The organism is Nitratireductor sp. ATLC21, assembly GCF_057196525.1.
Map to the genome: position 1 here is coordinate 62536 of NZ_JBXUOU010000006.1, position 16407 is coordinate 78942.

The window sequence follows — 16407 nt, forward strand, 5'->3', positions numbered from 1 at the left end:
TCCGGCTTGGTATCGCGCGGATACAGGCTTTTTAGTTTAAAGGATGGCAAGCGGATTGATTGGAGAGCCGACAGCACCCGTTACCGGCAACGCAGGGGCGACGAAGAGGAAGTCATATGCTCTAGTCTTCGCACACTCTTCTCCCAGCACGTCGAGCTTGAAGATCTCTCCCATCGTCAAACCCATGATGGGTATGCAGATCCAGTGCCATGGCTGGCTTATGCCTTCGACCGATTCATTGGGTCGGACCTCGCACCCCCACGTATCCATAGCCACAGCCGCGACCTGCTTGTCCTGGAGCCAATAAAGGGTCTCAAACGCCATGCCAGGTGCATCACCTCCGTTGTAGCCGTCCCAAGAGCCGGCGGCGAATTTCTCCTCCATTTGTCCAGTGCGGATGAGAAGGAAATCGCCGGTACCGACTTTCACGCCTTGCGCCTCGCAGCAGGAATCCAGCAAGTCCGTCGTGATCGCAAAACCTTCCGGCAACCAATCGAGACCGAGATATCGCGGCAGATCGAGAAGCACGCCCCGGCCTACGAATTTCTCTTTCGTTTGTTCGATACCGTTCCTTGCTGCCCCAAAGGACGAAACCTCGCGGCAGTCGTAGCCATTCCACATGTGGTTGTCGAAGAAGATATGGGCGAGACCGTCCCAGTGCGTGGCGCATTGCGACGGGATGATCACGATGTCATCCGCCGACCGCATCCCGCGTTTGTCCAGGACACCAGAATAGGCGTCGGTCCCAGTGCGAAGCATAGTATGGATGGGGTTGAAGCGCCCAACAGGAGGGAATTTTGATCGCCCTGCCTGCGGACCGTTATTGTCGAAATTCAACCCGAGGGAGATGACCTTTCCTTGCCGGACCAGTGTTGCGGCGCGGATGATATCCCCTGCGCTGGTATAGTTCAGTGTGCCGAGTTGGTCGTCTTCGCCCCACTTGCCCCAGTTGTTTAGGTCCTCCGCAGCCTTATCGATGTCGCTTCGATCAATGCGTGGCCGATCTGTTGAGTGCATTGGCTTGCTCCTTTGGAGTACGAATGAGTTTAGCTATCCAGGCCGACGACGTCAGGCTGGTTGGTGAATGATGCATATGCCCGGAACGGTTCTGCCGCCTTTGTGCCCTATCAACTGGCGGGAATGACCGGCAGGAGCAGGTAGGCGGGATGGTCCCTGCCGAAATGCAGAGTGTTTGTTGTTTCGAATACCTCAGGAGGCCGGTCCGCCGGAACGTTGTGGTAGAACGGGCCAACGCCGCGCATTGGGTACGGCGCGTCGGGTATAGCAGCATCGTCGGGATGTTCGAAATCCCTTCCCCTAATCATGAGAGCGAGCGAATAGCCGACGGGGATCACAATCGAGGTTGGAATGATTTCCACCTCAACCTGGACCGGCTCCTGCGGCGTAAGAGGCCATGCCTCGTCATGGCTATGCCAAGGCCGCCAAGGCGTTGACAACTCCGGATCGAGCTTGCGATGCGAAGCCCGCAGCCAGCCGAGGCCAATCGGAACGCGGGGATCGTTCGAGCCAACAAATGTGACTTCCCTCCCGTCCGGGTCGAAGAGCCTCAGCACGAGGAATAAATCGGCATCCGTGGTCGCGGAGGACACTGAGAACCGCGCCGCAATCGGACCTGTGATCTCCATTTCTTTCTTCAAGGGACCCGTCGAGAATAGAAGCCCCTCTCCGGTTGTATCGTAGTCGAGGGTGGCCTCTGTTTCCGTTGGTTCGAGGCCAAGCGACATTGTATCAGGGTCAAGGTGGAACTTCGTCCACTCGGTCCGTGCCAGTGGCCATTCGGTTTCGGCCCGTTTGATAAATTTTTCGCCAGGGTAACGGACTTTCAGCTCAACCGGTGGCTGCCGGTCCCATCCGGTGTCCTCACCCTTGAGGAAGTGGCCGAAAAACCGCTTCTGAAGCGCCTCTCCTTCCTGCTTGTAAAACGGGGTAAAATGGCTGTCGCCGTGCACCTCAAGCCACTTTTGCTTACTTCCAGCCAGTTCCCAGCCAACGAAATTTCCGCGGGTATGGAGCCCCATTCCGCCCCAGTTCGCAGCTGACAGCAGGGGGATGTTCACCTTAGGATAATTAGCCGAACGTTCAATGTAGTAGTTGTCGAGGAACTCGTACTCTATTGCAGCACGGGCCATATCCTTGCGGTTCTTCGCAAGAATATCTTCTGGAAAAGTTTCGTCTCCCGCGACGTTCAGCCCGGTCACTTTATTTTTGCCGCCGCGGTCGCCGTAGCCGTGCTGGACGGTGACGACCTGCCGTTTCGCCCAACCAATCATGAAGTTGCACATAATGCCGCCGTGTCGGAACGCGTCCCGATACTGATCACCGCAGCCCTCCCAGACGCAGAGGGCTGCGAGGTGCGGCGGTTGCAACCCAGCGACCAACCACTGGCTCACCGCGAAATAGGAAATGCCGTTGAGGCCGACCTTCCCATTTGACCAAGCCTGCACCCCTGCCCACTCGATGCAGTTGTAAAAGTCGCGAATCTCCCGTGCAGAATAAGGGTCAAGATAACCCGGCGATCGTCCCGCACCACGCGAGTCAACCCGGACAACCGCATAGCCGTCGGGCACCCACTTCTCCGGATCCACCACCTCCCAGGATTGGTAGACGTTCGACGATCCTTCAAGCACGTTCGGCGCGCCCTTGATGATCCTTGTCCAGGCGCTCTTGTAGGCCTCCTGTACTGCCAAACCTTTGCCGTAGGGCCCGTGCGACATAATCACCGGGTACCGTCCCCCGGCGATCGGGCGGTAGACGTCCGCACGCACGACATTGCCGTCATCCATCTCGATCGGCACGTCCCAGTCGATGCGCATGCCGTCGCGTTCCTCGCTTGCGTACTGTGCGATTGGTTTTTCATCGACGTTCAAGCTCATTTGGGAAACCTCATCTCAAGTTGATGTGACAACCGGCCGGTCAGCCGAATGCCATGTTCGGCAGCCAGAGCACGATTCCCGGAAAGGCTGTCAGGATGGCGATTATGATCAGTGACGCGATAAAGAACGGCGTCACGCCGAGGAATATTCGCCCGACCGAAACTTCCGGCGCATTGCGGGCCATGATGTAGACGTTGAGCCCAACAGGTGGCGTGATCGCCGCAAGCTCTGACATGACGATAATGTAGATACCGAACCAGATCGGATTGATTCCGGTGGCGACTGCGGCTGGAACTACAAAAGGGATCGTCAAAAGCAGCATAGCCCATATATCGAGGAGCATCCCGAGGACGATGTACATAATGGTCAGCACAACAATCAGCTCATAGGGTGAGAGATCGAATGCGACGATCCACTGCACGAGGTCAGATGTCAGATCGGTCAATACGAGGAACCGACTGATCACATGACCGCCGAGCAGGACGAGGAAGATCATCAGGCTGGTTCCGACACTCGACTTTAGGCAATCTACTAGGACGCCGAAGCTCAGTCGCCCCATCAGGCCAGCGAAGATCAAGACGCCGACGATACCAAAGGCACCGGCTTCAGTCGGATCGAAGACTCCGCCGTAGATGCCGCCAGTGATGATCATGAAGATACCAAACACCGGCAGGACCTTGGTCAATGCCGTGAACTTTTCACGCCAAGTGAACTTCTCTCCGACGGGCCCAAGTTTGGGATTGATCAGGCACAGGATCAGGACTGCCGCGGAGTAAGCGGCTGTCATCATGAGCCCAGGCACGATCCCTGCGATGAAGAGTGCGCCGATTGAGGTTTCGGTCCAGAGACCGTACGCGATCAGGAAGATGCTCGGAGGGATCAGAATGCCGAGTGTGCCGGCCGCAGCGATGCATCCAGCGGCAAGCCCTCCGTTGTAATTGAACTTGCGCATTTCCGGCATGCACATCGGTCCGAGGGTCGCAACCGCAGTGGCACTACCGCCCGAAACAGAGCCGAAGCCCGCTGCTGCGATGACTGAGGCGATCGCTAGCCCGCCGGGAAGACGCCCGACCCATCTGTAGACACATCCATAAAGGTCACTCGCCAACCCGGTCCGATAAACCAGCTGTCCCATGAGGACGTATAGTGGGATCGAGATCAGAGCGAACTTCGTGCCCTGATCCATCACGTTAAGAAGTAACTGGGTCTCGGCGTAGTGCAATCCCTCGAGAACTGTGAGCCCCACTGCCCCGACAAGCAAGAGCACGGCCCCAATAGGAACGCCCAGAAAAATCAAGAAAAGTACGACACCGAATGCTATGAGACCAATCGTTTGCGGCTCCATAATCAATGCCCCGCGAGATTGTCGTCGAGCGTGAGCCGGCGCCCGCGTACGATCTCGACCGCGAGTGCAAGAACCTGTAGCGCCGTCATTACTGCGGCAATCGCAACAAGCGAATACCAGAGCCAAATTGGCATTGAGAGATCATTGGTTCTCATACCGAGGCGACTTGCGAACTGCGCTTCCTCGATCGCCTTGTGCGCAATCATCGCGAACGGAATGATCAGTGCCACAGCATAGATCAAGCTCACAATGCGCCTGTATCGAAAGCCCATTCCATCCCACAGAAGGGTCATTCTGATGTGAACCCCGGCCCTGATGGACCAAGCTAGGGAGCATATGAAGAACAAGAGAAGAAGGTATTCACCGGCTTCCAGCGACCAGATAATCGGGCTGTTGAAGGCGTAACGCATGACGACGTCAACGGTGATCAGCATGGCCAGCAACGGCAACACAACGTAAGCACCGAATAGGCTCGTGAAGCGCGGGATGTCACCCATGAATTTCAGTATAGACATTCGAGACTCCGACTGTTGAATGGTGCCCATGCCAGCGAGTTGAACGCGCGGCATGGGCGGGTTCGCCGGCAGCTTAATTGCTCGCGACAGGAGAAACGCCCATTGCAGGGCTCTCGATTGTCTCCTGCAGCAATTCGTTCAGCGTCAATTCGGAATACTTCCTGGACAACTCACGCATTTTCGCGACCAGTTCTCGCATTGGCAGCCCGTCTTTCTCGCCCTGCTCGATATAGGCTTCAACGACCGGTTCCCACTTGGCCTGCCACCGCGTCCATTCCTCAGGATCGATCTCGTGGTAGTTGACTCCTTCGTCAATGAACTGCTCGCGGGCCTCTTCAGATGCGCCAATGAACCGCAATTGCGTGTACACTTGCGCCATCTGCTGATTCCAGTCATAGAAGACCTTCTGCAGATCCGGCGGCAGCGCTTCGTAGGTGCGGGGATTCATGCAGTACTCCAAGGGCGCCACATTTATCGGAGTGTATGTGAAATCGGAGGCCACTTCGTTGACACGGAACGTGTCCGCCGCCGCAATCGAGGTCGTAACGACGTCGATGAGACCACGTTGCAATGCCGAGTAGAAATCGCCCGATCCCATCGAAACAGGCGTTGCACCCAAGGCTTGGTAGATTTCCTGCTGGAGTCCGCTTCCTGTCCGCACCTTGAGGCCGGCCAGATCTTCAAGCTTCGTGATTGGCTTCTTCGAGAATATGCTGAACGGCGAAGACCCGGCGATGTAGCCGATATAGACACCGTATCGTTCGAATTCCGGACGGAAGTACTCTTCGGCCAACTGGCTAGCGACGGCGGCCATGACCGCCTCATTGGGGAATATGCCTGGGAGTGCAAGTGCTTGTGTTAACGGGAAGCTTGCGGCATTCAGGTTCGAGAAGCATGCGGCCATGTCCGTGATTCCGGATCGGTTTGCTTCGAGTCCTTCCTTCACTCCATGTACAGTTCCGCCCCAGCGATCTTGCACAATGATCTTGCCGCCGGACATCGCCTCAAGAATGCGGTAGGCCTGCTTGACGAAAACGGCAGAATCGGACAATTCGGGAATGTGGCTGGTCGCACGGATCGTGATAGGCTCGCCATTGTAGGCAATGGTGTGATCGCCATAGCTCTCGAGTGTCCCGTCCAGCCAGGCGTTCGCGACAGACAGGCGCCCTTGCAGGTCGCCAGAGCCGGACGCTTCCTGCGCCTTGCCGATACTCGCAGTGGCCATCAGCGCAATTACAGCTGTCGTTCCGAGTATCTTAGCCAGCATTGTTTCCTCCCTTGTTGCTTGGTCTGAATGTCTTGTCTCGACTTGCGGCAGTGCTTTGGTGCCTACCGCCTCAATGCTATCCCGTCATCTCCCGAGGCCGAGGATGGTCCGGGCCTCTTTTGGTGAGGCAAGTTCGCCACCGAGATCGTTGACAATGCGTTTCGCCTTCTCGACCAAGGCAGCGTTGCTCGGGGCGAGGGTGTCTCGGTCCAGCTTGACCCCGTCCTCGAGCCCTATCCTGACGTGGCCACCCAAGATGAAGGCCTGAGCGAGCATGGGGTACATCATCCTGCCGACGCCGAATGCCGCCCAATGGGCTCGGTCGGGCAGAAGCGATCTTGCGTAGGCCATCGTCTGAGTGGTGCAACTGAAGCCGTATCGAATGCCGGTAACGATCTGGAACAATGGCGGGACGTCGAGAACACCCTGCTCCAACAGAGCGTGCGCTAGATGGATGTCGCCACTGTCGAACACCTCAAGCTCCGGCTTCGACCCGGCTTCACGCATCGCCTCGGCCATCACTTTTAGGCTTTCTGGCGGATTGATAACGGCCGAGTTTCCCGACCACATCGTGTTAAGGTCCAGAGTGCAGATGTCCGGCTTCAGTGTCACGATATGTTCGACGCGGCGCATCGGGTGAGTCAGCGTCGAGCCAGGAGCGGCGACCTTGGGGTCATCCTTGGAAGGCGTGAAACGCCCCCCTGGGCCTGTCGTCAGGTTGATGAGAATCTGGCCCCCTGCACTCCTGATGCGGTCGACTACTTCGCTATAGTGCTCAAGCTCCATGCTCGGTGCACCGTCCGGGTAACGAACGTGGATATGTGCGATCGCTGCGCCAGCCTTTTCCGAGCTGATGCATGCTTCGGCGATTTCTGCTGGCGTACACGGCAGCCCGGGATGCTGCGCAAGTGTGGTCTGGTTGCCGGTCACGGCGACGGTAAGGATTGTCTTGGTCATGTTTCCTCCATGTGTCGCAGGCCGCTTGCAGCCCACGGAAGCTCCGACGGCAACGATGTCACCAAAGCTGAAGTCAATCATATAAACAATCGTTTATTTACGTCAACCGAACAGTTTGGCTTTGTGGATATTCCCCAGAAAATTTAGGCATCCAATTGTTTTTAATTGGCTATTTGTGGCAGAATCGCAGTGATTCGATGAACTTGACCAATTTGAACAAACGTTTAATTTGGACCTAGAATCGGACTGCAATCTGAGGGGGAGGTTTCGATGAACGGCGAATCCGACCACCGCAACTGAAGCGATATACCCTGATGACCAGCCTCCAGGAGAATTTAAAGCAACTGACTCCGCGTGACCGCATCCTTGCAGCCTCCGAGATGCTATTTGCAGATCAAGGCTTTGATGCCGTCAGCATCCGCGCAATCACGTCGGCGGCGCATGTCAATGTCGCTTCACTACACTATCACTTCGGGTCGAAAGAGGGATTGCTGGAGGCGCTCTTCTCAGCAAAGGCGCAACCGATTGCCGAAGCCCGGATGCAGATGCTGCGACAGTGCAAGGACGGTCCCGGCAGACCATCCCTGCTTGTGCAAATTCTCGAGGCGTTCCTTCGTCCGGCCCTAAACTCCGGAAAGGAAGAGAAGTACGGCGGCATCGCGTTCGCAAGGCTCAGAGCTCGCCTTGCAATGGAGCCGCAAGATTTCTCCAGGCGCGTGCTCAGCGCCGCGTTCGACAACTCTAGCAGAGCTTTCGTCGATGCCCTCACGAGGGCTGTTCCACACATCCCTCGAAGGGAATTGGAATGGCGGTTTCACTTTCTGCTGGGCACCATGGTTTACAGCATGCTGGACAACGGCCGGATTCAGAGCATTACTGATGGAGCCTGCGATCCTCGCGACGGCGAAGAAACCCTTCGACACCTGATTCCGTTCCTCGTTGCAGGATTCCACGCTCCGTTACCAGCTGAACGTCCTTCCGACCGGGGTTCATCTCGTCGACCTGAAGCCTGACGCGGAGAGACCGGTTCGTCTGCGAATTACATCGGGCGAAAACGACGATCGGCGTTCACAATCTACTACGGCACTGCAGAAAGCGCTTTGAGCATGACCCCTCAAGATCGAGAGTTCGATGATGCGGAACTGTTCGGACTGATTGTAAAGCTCGAAAAACTCGCAGACGTAGCGGAGCTTGCTGAATTCCTTGACGGTCTGCTCGATACCTATGGGCTGAAGACGTTCGCCTACTTGAGCTCCGGAGTGACCGCGCAGCTCGGTCATGGTCCGTTCCTTGCTGTGACCTACTCTCCAGCCTGGGTAGATCATTATAAAGCCGAGCGCTTTGTTGATGTCGATCCTGCCGTTCAGGTCGGCCTGCACCGCATGCTGCCTATCGACTGGGACGAATTCGATCGGACCGACGCGGCCGTGCAGCGCATGTTCGGAGAAGCAACCGAGTTCGGTCTCGGCCGCCACGGCATATCTTTTCCGATCCACGGTCAACATGGCGACACGGCATTGGTCTCGATTACCAGCGATGCTAGCGATCGGGACTGGAGGCACCTTCGCCTCCACTACATGCGTGATTTCCAGCTGTTGGCCCTCCATATGCATCAGGCGGTCCTGCGGCTGGAAGGCAATCAAACAGAGTCCGTCAGCCTATCCCCGCGCGAACGCGAATGCCTGTTGTGGGTCGCCGAGGGGAAGACGGCCTGGGAAACAGCCGTTATCCTTGGCCTCTCGGAGCACACAGTGCGCTGCTATCTCGAGAGTGCCCGCCACAAGCTCGGCGCCGCCAACAACACCCATGCAGTTAACAAAGCCAGCAAGGCTAATCTGCTCACTCAGTTGCCGTAAATCCGGCAGATACGCCGGATTTCGAGGCATTCGCCCGTTGTCTAGTTGCTCCAGCGTTTTCAGCAAACGCAAGGAGCAACACCATGATCACTATCGTCGAAGGCACGGAGCGCGAGCGTCACCCCACCCTGATCGATGAGATGTTTCGGATGCGGGCGGCAGTGTTCGCCGACCGGCTCGAATGGGATGTCGCTGTCACTGATGGCAGGGAGATTGACCGTTTCGACGCTGAAGATCCCCTCTACCTGCTTTCGCTGGACGACCGGACCGGAGCGCTCCAGGGCGCGGTAAGGCTGTTGCCGACCACCGGCCCGAACATGTTGCGTGACGTCTTCCCGGTTCTTGTGCCCGGCGGCGCCCCGGCGAGCCCCCTCATCTGGGAAAGCTCCCGGTTCGCGGTGAACCCTGCCGCGTTCAGTGGCTGCGAGCGCGCCGCAGCAAACCATGTCGTCAACCGGACGACGATCGAGCTTCTGTGCGGCATTGTCGAAGTCTGCCAGCGCGCCGGTATCGAACATATCGTGTCGGTTTTCGATGCGCGAATGGCGCGTATCTTTCGCTCGATCGACTGCGCCTTTGAGGTCATCGGGATTCCAACCCGCATTGGCAGGACGATGACCTATGCCGGCGTATTCGACATGTCGGACGCAATGCGAAAGCGTCTAGGGGAGGCCGGAAGGTTTCTCACCCCGGTGCTCGCGGCTGTGGAGCCGCGGCTGATTCCGGACCCACACCACCCCTGACTGACCATCGTTTTTGTCAAATGGTTCTCTGGTGTGAAATGTAACCATGTCCTATAAGGGCCCCGAGGCGGTACGCGCCGCCTTGGGGCGTGGAAAACCCCACCTTAGCGGTTTGGTGTCGACCGTTTCGACACCAGAGATCCTCTGGCCATTGGCCGGGGGCCTGCGACGTATGTCCAGGCGCCTCGGTGCTAAAGGTCGCAGGGGCCGTCTAAGGCGGTTTTTCCAACCCCCGGCTTGGGGTCGAGGTCTTATCGTTCGCGGGGGCGTACCGCGAACCAAGCCGCAGGGATTTCATGCGAACAAAGCTAGGCGTCGATATCGATCCCAACCGGGCTGAGACATCCAGTGTCATCCAGGCCCTCTTGGCCGAGTTGACGGAGAACGAGCTGGAGCAGGTGGCCGTCGCGGTCATTCGGGAGAACAGGAGCCGACTGCAGAAAGCCCAGGAGCTATTCGAGGAGATCGGTCGGTTTGAAGGCGCCGGTGCAACCGACGAGCATTTGGGGCAGCTGAGGCACGACTACCGGATCGCCATGCTCAACCTCCATGCGCAGCATCAAATTGTCAGCCTGGTGGTCGAACGCCTCGGATTCGTGCCCGAGGTCGACGGACATCGCCCGGTGCTCAACTAGCTGGGTCTATCGGAACTAGATCAGCCCGATGCGCGTGGCGATCGTGCCTGCCTGCCGGTTGTTCGCCGCTCTGAGCTTGTTTGTCGCCGCGTCGATATAGGACCGCACCGAGCGATAGGAAATGTCCAGCATGAGCGCGATATCCTGCATCGCCATCCCCTCAGCGAACCAGCGCAGGCACTCGGCCTCGCGCGGTGAGAGCCGGATGCCGGAGGCAAGCGATACGTCACCGCTTGTGCTTCCGAGTCGGGAGTGCACGAAGGCGACCGAAACCGCCGCGGTGACTGGATCGATATCCTCGCTCTGTTTCGATACAGGCCTCCCGCTCGCAAGCGTGAACACCATGCGGTCCCGGAATCCGACAAGAATGGAGATCGAGGTTCCGGACCTGATGCCGAACCGGTTGGCCTCGACAAAGAACTTGATCACGTCCCGCCGTCCGTTGCGCCTCGCCTCATCCGCCGACCATGAGAACAACGGCGGTCCGTGCTTTGCCTTGGTCACCACCGGATCGACTCGGATGAACTCCCGTTCCACATAGAGCTCCTGCCAAGCGCGCGGATAATTCGAGACCGCGAAGCTCTCGGGACCACGAAGATAGAGGTAGGCGTAGAAGTCGAAGCCCGTATCGTCCGCGAAATCCCGTAACGACCGGCGGGCCGCACGCTCGTCAAGCGGCAGCGAAAGCCTGTCGATGAGATTGAGCAGATTGGCGTTCAAGGGCGGGGGGGTCCAATGGCAAGTCCCGCGACAGAAGGCGACCCTTCTGCACGGAGCGTTGAAAACGAAATGGGTCATCGCTACCGATACGACCCGGGGAAGACGATATCCTGGTCGACCAGGACGTTGAACCGGTAGCCCGGACGGATCTCGAGTGTCGGCTGGACATTGAGGTTGCGCGAGACCGTCTGCTCGGAGATCTGACCGAAGGTTTCGGCAAAGGAGCGTCTGGCGGCGTCCTCGGCGCTGTTGGCCGTGCCCAAGCTGTTGCGGTCCTGCGGCAGCATCATTTCGGTGCCGGCCCCGATCAGGGCGACGAGGATCGCCGAGCCGAATGTGCGCAGATAGTGGTTGTCGACCTGGTCCCGGAACCCGCCATAGCCAGCCGCATCGGTCCCCGCCATGCCGCCGATCTGCAGCGTCGATCCGTTCGGAAAGATGAGATCGGTCCAAATGACGAGTACGCGGTCCTGTCCGAATGTGACCTCGGAATCGTAGCGGCCGAAGAGCTTCGATCCCTGCGGGATGAGCAGGTGCCGGCCGGTCGCGCTGTCATAGACATTCTGCGAGACCTGGGCGGTGATGCGGCCGGGAAGATCGGAATTGATTCCCGTGATGAGCGTTGCCGGGATGACCGAGCCGCGCTTGAGCTCATAGGGCGAGATTTGTCCCACGACCGGATTGGGAAGGTACCCGAGATCCCGGATGTCCTGATTGAAGAAGCGCTCCTTGGCTGCCTGCCCGTTCGCGTCCGTGGCGCCACCAACGCCCGCCTCCATGGCCGCGGCGTAGAGGTCAAGCGCGCTCTGTGGCCGCGTTGTCGACGATTGCGGATTGCCAGGCGCCGCGGCAGTGCCGTCGGTGCTGTCAGCCGAAAGGTCGCCCAACGAAACGGCAATCGGGGAATCGAACGCCGCGTCATTGGCTTGATAGCGCGCCATGCGCTGACGGTGCAGCTCCCGCATGAGCTGTTCTTCTTGCTCTCGCTCGAGGCGCGCGCGCCATATCTCTTCGGGCTCCAACGCCGTCTGTTGCTGTTCGGCCGTGGACGCATCCCGTGGCTCCGGCATGAACGGGTTTTCCTCTGGCTCCGCCGGCTCAACGGGAATCGGTAGCGGCTGCGGTTGCACCGGTTCGCCGATGATGCCGTTCGGGACACCCTCCTTGATCTGGTCGGCATGCGTCGAGGCCGGGCGGGAGCCAGGTGCGAACGCTGCATCGTCATCGCCCAGGCGAATGCCGCGCGAGGACAGGCCGTAGAAAATCGCGGCCAGGAAGAGCACCACCAGCACGATCGCCACGACGATCGGCAGGCGATTGAGGCGCCGGATTCGCGGCCCGCCAGAGAGATCGGAGCCACCGAGCTTCAAGCTCTCGGTCATGACGGCTCCCTTGCATCGCGCTGCATGATCGAAAGCGGAGAGACCGGCGTCGCCCCCTCCCCGCCCAGCTGGTACATGCGCGTGAGATCGAGCGCTTGGGTCGACAGCCGGACCAGGATGCTGCCCTCGAACGCGTCGACGACATAGGCGAGGCCAACGGTATTCGTCCCCTCCGTCACCTGGTCAGTGGCGACGGCATAGCCCCAACCCTTCAGTGAAGACTCCAGCGCCGCGCCGAATATGGAGCCGTCCGGCTCAAGCTGGATCGTCGTGGTGCCGGGACCGACCTGCTCGGCAAACCGCCCGACCATATCCCCTGCGATCGAGGACGCCGCCTCCGGGGTGAGCTGCGCGGTTGCCGAACTGGACACCAGTCCCGAATTGCCCAGTGACTGGCACCCGGCCAGCAGTGCGGCGCACAGCACGAAAGCGACCAGACGAGGAAAGAAAATGGAACGGTGCATCCCCTACCCTCCCCGCCTGATCGTGATTTTCTCCTGGTCGCGCCCGACGCCCGAGACGAGGATCGCGCTGTCGATGTAATAGTCGACCACCATCATGGCGCCGTTCATGCGGTAGTTGACGATCCGGTTCTCGCCGCCGGAAACCACGAACAGCACCGGCGCATCCTGGCCCGACAGTGACGAGGGGAACTGGATGTAGGTTTTTTGGCCGTCGCTGTAGATGCGGGTCGGCCGCCATCTCGCCGTTCCGCTCACTCGGAACGAGAAATTGAGCTGCTCCGCCAGCACACCGGCGCCAGGCACGATGCTCGCCTCCATGCGCGCGGCAATCTCCGCGAAGCGCGCATTGACGTCTTCGGGATAGTCGAAACCCACCCGCGCCATGTAATTCGTCTGATGGGACTTGAGCTGGATGTGGTAGGTGCGCCGCGAGGTGGTCACCACCATCGAGGTGACGAGGCCGGTTTCCGACGGCTTTACGATCAGATGCACGGCCTGGCTGCCCGGAGCTCCGGACGTCGCCGGCTCGACCTTCCAGCGCACAGTGTCGCCGAGCAACACGTCGCGCACGATCTCGCCCGGCTGGAGCTCGATGTCGCACACCTGCAGTGGCGAGCAGACCACCGACGGCTGAACCTGGCCGAAGAGAAAGATGACCTTCCCGTCGGGGCCGCGCGTCACGACTCCCTGCCCTTGCTGCCACTGGCCGGAAATGCTCGTGCCACGCTGTTCGTTGACACTCAGGGGCTGCGCCATGGCCGACACTGCAATCGTCGAGAAAACAAGTCCGGTGCAAAATTTTGCGGTCCGGAATTTGGAAAAATTCATGAAAGGGATCCTCCGGGCACTCACAGCTGCGCCGTCCAGTCGAAATCTCTGAGGTAAAGGCCGATCGGGTTGAGGCGGATGACCGCCTCGTCCTGGGGTGGGGTGAGCGTGACCGTGGCCACGCCCCGAAACCGCTTTACGTCCTGCTCCCTGCCCTGCCGGTCGCGCTCATATTCCGTCCAGTCGACCTGGTAGCTCTGGTTGGAGAGCGGCACGATGTTCGTGACCTCGATAGCAACCGTCATCGTGCGGGCGCGGTCGAACGGCGAATTGCCCCGGAACCAGGCGCTGACCTTCTCCGTCGCCGGATCGGCCGTGCGCAGATGCGCGTAGGTGCGGTCGATATACTGCTTCTGCACCACCGCATCGGGCGTGACCGACCGAAAATTGCTGACGAAGCTGCCGAGCGTGGCACGCACCACGCGCGGGTCGGCATATTCGATCTGTTGCGGGAAGCCGGCGCTCGCGGCCGTGCCGAGCCGATCGACCTCCACGATATAGGGCACCAGCTGCACCTGGGTGCTCTGATAGAGCGCATAGGAGAAACCGATCACCGCCATCAGCATGCCGGTCACGCCGACGATGCGCCAGGACGCGGCGGCTTTCACATATGACCCGTAGCGCTCGTTCCATTCCTGGCGCGCGGCAAGGTAGGGGTTCTCCGGTGGGCTCTTTGCGGCCATGGTCTACGTCACGCCTTGTCGTCTGCTGATTTTCTGGTGGTGGGGCGGCCTTGGCTCTGGTCGAGCTTGGAATTGGCAAGACCGAGCGTCGATGCGCCCCAGGTGCCCGGAACGCCGATTGCCTTGTCCCGCCCGGCCGAGGCGAGCGCGGAACCCGCGGCAGTCGCGCCGCTGGCCATGCCTTTGAGCGCAGCCGCGCCGAACGAGCTGCCGGCGGCCCGTGCATCGGAATAGGCCGAGGCCCCTGCCCTCGCCCCGCCCCAGGCCAGCGCGGCGCCGCCGGCGGCCATGGTTGCGGCCTGGCCGCCGTGGCGGATCGTCTCCATGCCGCCGGTCACCGATACCCCCTGCACGACACCCTGGACGATGTTGGGCACGTACATGGCGATGACGAAGACCACGACGGAGATGCCGCCGATGGCGAGGGTGGAGAGAAACTCGTCGGCGCCCGAGGGGGAGTTGGCAAGATCGATGAGGACTTGCGAACCGATGCGCGCGATCATCACAAGTGCCATCAGCTTCATCCCCACGGAGAACGCATAGACGAGATACCGGACCGCAAAGTCCTTGGTGAAGCTCGAGCCGCCGAGGCCCAGCATGATCATCCCGGCGAGCAGCCCGACATACATTTCCGCCATCACGGCCACGAAGATCGCGGCCACCAGGCTGAAGGCGATGACCACGATCACCATGGCGAACACGGCCGCGATCGCCAGCGCATTGTCCTCGAACAGCCCAAACTGCGCCTTCTCCGACATCTGACTGGCGACCTGCAGGCCGGCGTTGAAGACGTTCGCCGGTGAGGCCGATCCGCCCCCTGCGCCGATCTGGAACAGGCTGTCGACCATTGCCCGTGCGAAGTCCGGTCCCTGCTCAAGGATGAAGACGAACAGACCGATGAACATGATGCGCCGCACCAGCTCGGCGAACCATGTATCGAGCGACGCGGCACCGAGCGCCAGCCAGACCGCCGCAATACCGACCTCGATGCCGGCAAGGATCCAGAACAGCGATCGCGCCGCCTGCATGACGGTCGTCTCCCAGCCCTGCGCGGCATCCGCGACCTCGTTTTCCAGCGTCGTGAGAAGTGAGCCGTCCTGTGCAAGGGCGGGCTGGAGAAGAAGCAGGACGCCGAGGAAAACGGCAAGGGCGAGTTTAGTTCTCGGGGGCCTCATCGCCCTGCCCCTCTCCGTTGCCCCAGCGCGGCCGCATCTCCTGCCCGCCGGTGGTGTCATACTCAGGTGGTGTGTCGAGGGGTCGGCGTGCCCGGTCCGGTTCCCCGCCAAGGTTTGGGACGACCCAGACCGCAACAGCGATGCCGACAATGACAGTGGCTGCCGCCACGATGATCAGTGTTCTTGTCACCAGCGCGGCTCCATTTCCTGACCGCCCGATGTCGAAGGCGCATTCGAGTTGAAGAACTCCTCGCGGCGTGTCTGCGCGAGATCCTTTGCGGCCTGTTCGGACTGGTGCCAGGTCGCCATCATCGTTATTTGCTGGGAGACGAGACCGCGCAGTTTCTGCGTCTGCGCCACCTGTTGCGCCGCAATCTGGTGGCCGACCTGGAGCGCCTGCATCTGTCCGACGGAGCTCTGCGACATCGAGCGAAGCTGGCTCATCGTCGCCTCTTCACTGGCGAACTGATCGGCCGTCAGTCCGGCCGCCCGCAGCGTCGCCGAAATCGTCTCGCGGTTGGTGTCCGACCACGACTGATAGCTCGCGGAGAAATCCTCGCCCTTCGCGAGCCCCGTCTCGAACTCGGCGAAGCTCTCGAAGCGTTGCTTGAGAACGTCGTCGATATTGCCCATCGCAAAGGCGATGCCCTCGCCCTGATTGACGAGGTTCTGGAGTTGCATGAGGTCGCTTTCGACCTGACCCCAGACGTGATCGGGCAGCCGCAGGGTATTCTGCAGCATGTTCTCGTAGATGCGGAGTTGATTCTGAATCTGCTCGGAAAGTTGCGTGATCTGCGTGATCTGGTTCTGGATCTGCTCGGCCGACTGGCCCGTGAGTCCCACCAGTTCGGCGTTGTTGAGGAGTTGGGTCCATTCGGTTGCGTTCCCGGTGACCGCACCGGCATAAGCCGGCTCCGTGAAAGCCAGGCACGCGCTCACCATA

18 protein-coding genes are annotated in these 16407 nt (G+C 59.9%); 4 read left to right on the forward strand and 14 right to left on the reverse strand.

Annotation, left to right across the window (positions count from 1 at the left end):
• Nucleotides 1-36 precede the first annotated feature (36 nt).
• The 6 genes from AC2CHD_RS20600 to AC2CHD_RS20625 all read right to left on the reverse strand — a co-directional run bounded on the left by AC2CHD_RS20600 (nucleotide 37) and on the right by AC2CHD_RS20625 (nucleotide 6978).
• Complete coding sequence (locus AC2CHD_RS20600) at nucleotides 37-1017, reverse strand: cyclase family protein (RefSeq protein ID WP_484555142.1); 981 nt, start codon at nucleotides 1015-1017, stop codon at nucleotides 37-39.
• Between the two features lie 110 nt (nucleotides 1018-1127).
• Nucleotides 1128-2894 (reverse strand): CocE/NonD family hydrolase, encoded by a 1767-nt coding sequence (locus AC2CHD_RS20605; protein WP_484555143.1) that lies wholly within the window; start codon nucleotides 2892-2894, stop codon nucleotides 1128-1130.
• A 40-nt stretch (nucleotides 2895-2934) separates the two neighbouring features.
• Nucleotides 2935-4239, reverse strand: a complete 1305-nt coding sequence (locus AC2CHD_RS20610) for a TRAP transporter large permease (protein WP_484555144.1) — start codon at nucleotides 4237-4239, stop codon at nucleotides 2935-2937.
• Nucleotides 4240-4241: 2 nt separating this feature from the next.
• Nucleotides 4242-4754: a TRAP transporter small permease gene (locus AC2CHD_RS20615; RefSeq protein ID WP_484555145.1), complete on the reverse strand. Its 513-nt coding sequence runs from the start codon at nucleotides 4752-4754 to the stop codon at nucleotides 4242-4244.
• Between the two features lie 73 nt (nucleotides 4755-4827).
• Nucleotides 4828-6021, reverse strand: coding sequence for a TRAP transporter substrate-binding protein (locus AC2CHD_RS20620; protein ID WP_484555146.1), 1194 nt, complete (start codon nucleotides 6019-6021; stop codon nucleotides 4828-4830).
• Nucleotides 6022-6105: 84 nt separating this feature from the next.
• Nucleotides 6106-6978 carry a beta-keto acid cleavage family enzyme gene (locus tag AC2CHD_RS20625; RefSeq protein WP_484555147.1) on the reverse strand — a complete coding sequence of 291 codons (873 nt, stop codon included), beginning with the start codon at nucleotides 6976-6978 and terminating at the stop codon, nucleotides 6106-6108.
• A gap of 314 nt (nucleotides 6979-7292) precedes the next feature.
• Here AC2CHD_RS20625 and AC2CHD_RS20630 point away from each other — a divergent pair, with 314 nt between their 5' ends.
• From AC2CHD_RS20630 to AC2CHD_RS20645, 4 genes are all read left to right on the forward strand, one after another.
• Nucleotides 7293-7991, forward strand: a complete 699-nt coding sequence (locus AC2CHD_RS20630; RefSeq protein WP_484555148.1) for a TetR family transcriptional regulator — start codon at nucleotides 7293-7295, stop codon at nucleotides 7989-7991.
• Between the two features lie 93 nt (nucleotides 7992-8084).
• On the forward strand, nucleotides 8085-8834 hold the full coding sequence (locus AC2CHD_RS20635; RefSeq protein ID WP_484555149.1) for a LuxR family transcriptional regulator: 750 nt from the start codon (nucleotides 8085-8087) through the stop codon (nucleotides 8832-8834).
• 83 nt (nucleotides 8835-8917) lie between these two features.
• Nucleotides 8918-9577 (forward strand): acyl-homoserine-lactone synthase, encoded by a 660-nt coding sequence (locus AC2CHD_RS20640; protein WP_484555150.1) that lies wholly within the window; start codon nucleotides 8918-8920, stop codon nucleotides 9575-9577.
• A 296-nt stretch (nucleotides 9578-9873) separates the two neighbouring features.
• Nucleotides 9874-10212, forward strand: coding sequence for a transcriptional repressor TraM (locus AC2CHD_RS20645; RefSeq protein WP_484555151.1), 339 nt, complete (start codon nucleotides 9874-9876; stop codon nucleotides 10210-10212).
• A 15-nt stretch (nucleotides 10213-10227) separates the two neighbouring features.
• On the opposite strand, the gene AC2CHD_RS20650 is transcribed toward AC2CHD_RS20645, so the two are convergent.
• The 8 genes from AC2CHD_RS20650 to trbJ all read right to left on the reverse strand — a co-directional run bounded on the left by AC2CHD_RS20650 (nucleotide 10228) and on the right by trbJ (nucleotide 16406).
• Complete coding sequence (locus AC2CHD_RS20650) at nucleotides 10228-10932, reverse strand: autoinducer binding domain-containing protein (RefSeq protein ID WP_484555152.1); 705 nt, start codon at nucleotides 10930-10932, stop codon at nucleotides 10228-10230.
• Nucleotides 10933-11012: 80 nt separating this feature from the next.
• On the reverse strand, nucleotides 11013-12314 hold the full coding sequence (gene trbI, locus AC2CHD_RS20655; RefSeq protein ID WP_484555153.1) for an IncP-type conjugal transfer protein TrbI: 1302 nt from the start codon (nucleotides 12312-12314) through the stop codon (nucleotides 11013-11015).
• A complete protein-coding gene (trbH, locus tag AC2CHD_RS20660; RefSeq protein WP_484555154.1) occupies nucleotides 12311-12778 on the reverse strand; it encodes a conjugal transfer protein TrbH in 468 nt (155 codons plus the stop codon). The genes trbI and trbH overlap by 4 nt, the downstream gene beginning before the upstream one ends.
• Before the next feature lie 3 nt (nucleotides 12779-12781).
• Nucleotides 12782-13606 (reverse strand): P-type conjugative transfer protein TrbG, encoded by an 825-nt coding sequence (gene trbG, locus AC2CHD_RS20665; RefSeq protein ID WP_484555155.1) that lies wholly within the window; start codon nucleotides 13604-13606, stop codon nucleotides 12782-12784.
• A 20-nt stretch (nucleotides 13607-13626) separates the two neighbouring features.
• On the reverse strand, nucleotides 13627-14289 hold the full coding sequence (locus AC2CHD_RS20670) for a conjugal transfer protein TrbF (RefSeq protein WP_484555156.1): 663 nt from the start codon (nucleotides 14287-14289) through the stop codon (nucleotides 13627-13629).
• An 8-nt stretch (nucleotides 14290-14297) separates the two neighbouring features.
• Nucleotides 14298-15464 (reverse strand): P-type conjugative transfer protein TrbL, encoded by a 1167-nt coding sequence (trbL, locus tag AC2CHD_RS20675; RefSeq protein ID WP_484555157.1) that lies wholly within the window; start codon nucleotides 15462-15464, stop codon nucleotides 14298-14300.
• Nucleotides 15445-15654, reverse strand: a complete 210-nt coding sequence (gene trbK, locus AC2CHD_RS20680; protein ID WP_484555158.1) for an entry exclusion protein TrbK — start codon at nucleotides 15652-15654, stop codon at nucleotides 15445-15447. The genes trbL and trbK overlap by 20 nt, the downstream gene beginning before the upstream one ends.
• On the reverse strand, nucleotides 15651-16406 hold the full coding sequence (gene trbJ / locus AC2CHD_RS20685) for a P-type conjugative transfer protein TrbJ (protein WP_484555159.1): 756 nt from the start codon (nucleotides 16404-16406) through the stop codon (nucleotides 15651-15653). Before trbJ ends, trbK begins: the two co-directional genes overlap by 4 nt.
• Nucleotide 16407 lies beyond the last annotated feature (1 nt).